A 752-nucleotide genomic window follows, 5' to 3' on the forward strand; every position below is an offset into this window, starting at 1 on the left:
TTTGTAGAATCATCCCAATATCCAAAATTGAGAAAATTCCCTCCGGTTGAAACCTGCATCAATCCTGAAAGGTAATTGTACAGGTTAACAACATCATCTTCCCCTCGTCGCAGTGTCCACAAAACGACATCTATTGGATTTGGATTGTTCAATATGAGATAGTCCGTTCACTTGGGCCTATTAAGACTCACTGAAGAATTGTTTACGTAGATATTGCAAAATTTACAGATTCAAGTCTGTTTTCTAATGACGTCTTTTTTTGTGACCGTTAGATAGATGACTGTAGCTAAGATCGTAGCAAGGAAAATCATACTTGTTATTACAGTTCCCAACCCCAAGCCCCCGTTGCTCAAATCTTGTGAGAGGTAGTCACCTATCGAGGCGCCAAGAGGACGAGTTAGAATGTATGCTATCCAAAATGCCAAAACAGCATTTACCTTGAAAACAAAATGACTTATTGCAACAGCAGCAATCATGGCACCAAAAATGATTGCGGAGAGCAAGTACCCAAGATCTATTTTCTCAGCTAGTAAATCCCCTGCCGCGGTTCCAAGTGCAAATGTAAACAGAATGGCTAGCCAATAAAACGCCTCTCTTCTGGTAGTGAAAATCGTATGTATTGACAATGTTTTTTCTTTCTTATACCAGACAGCAAAGACTATTGAGAGCGAGATGGCGAAGAGTATGGTAGAGACTGTTAATGATACACCAAGGTTATCAGTCAAATTGTCTGTGATGAGAGTTCCTACTAT

1 pseudogene is annotated in these 752 nt (G+C 39.9%); it reads right to left on the reverse strand.

Annotation, left to right across the window (positions count from 1 at the left end):
• Positions 1 to 230: 230 nt before the first annotated feature.
• A pseudogene (locus DYY66_RS11245) lies at positions 231 to 752 on the reverse strand (hypothetical protein); the annotation flags it as partial.

It is taken from the genome of Candidatus Nitrosotalea sp. FS, from assembly GCF_011319475.1.
In the GTDB taxonomy this organism is placed as follows: Archaea; Thermoproteota; Nitrososphaeria; order Nitrososphaerales; family Nitrosopumilaceae; genus Nitrosotalea.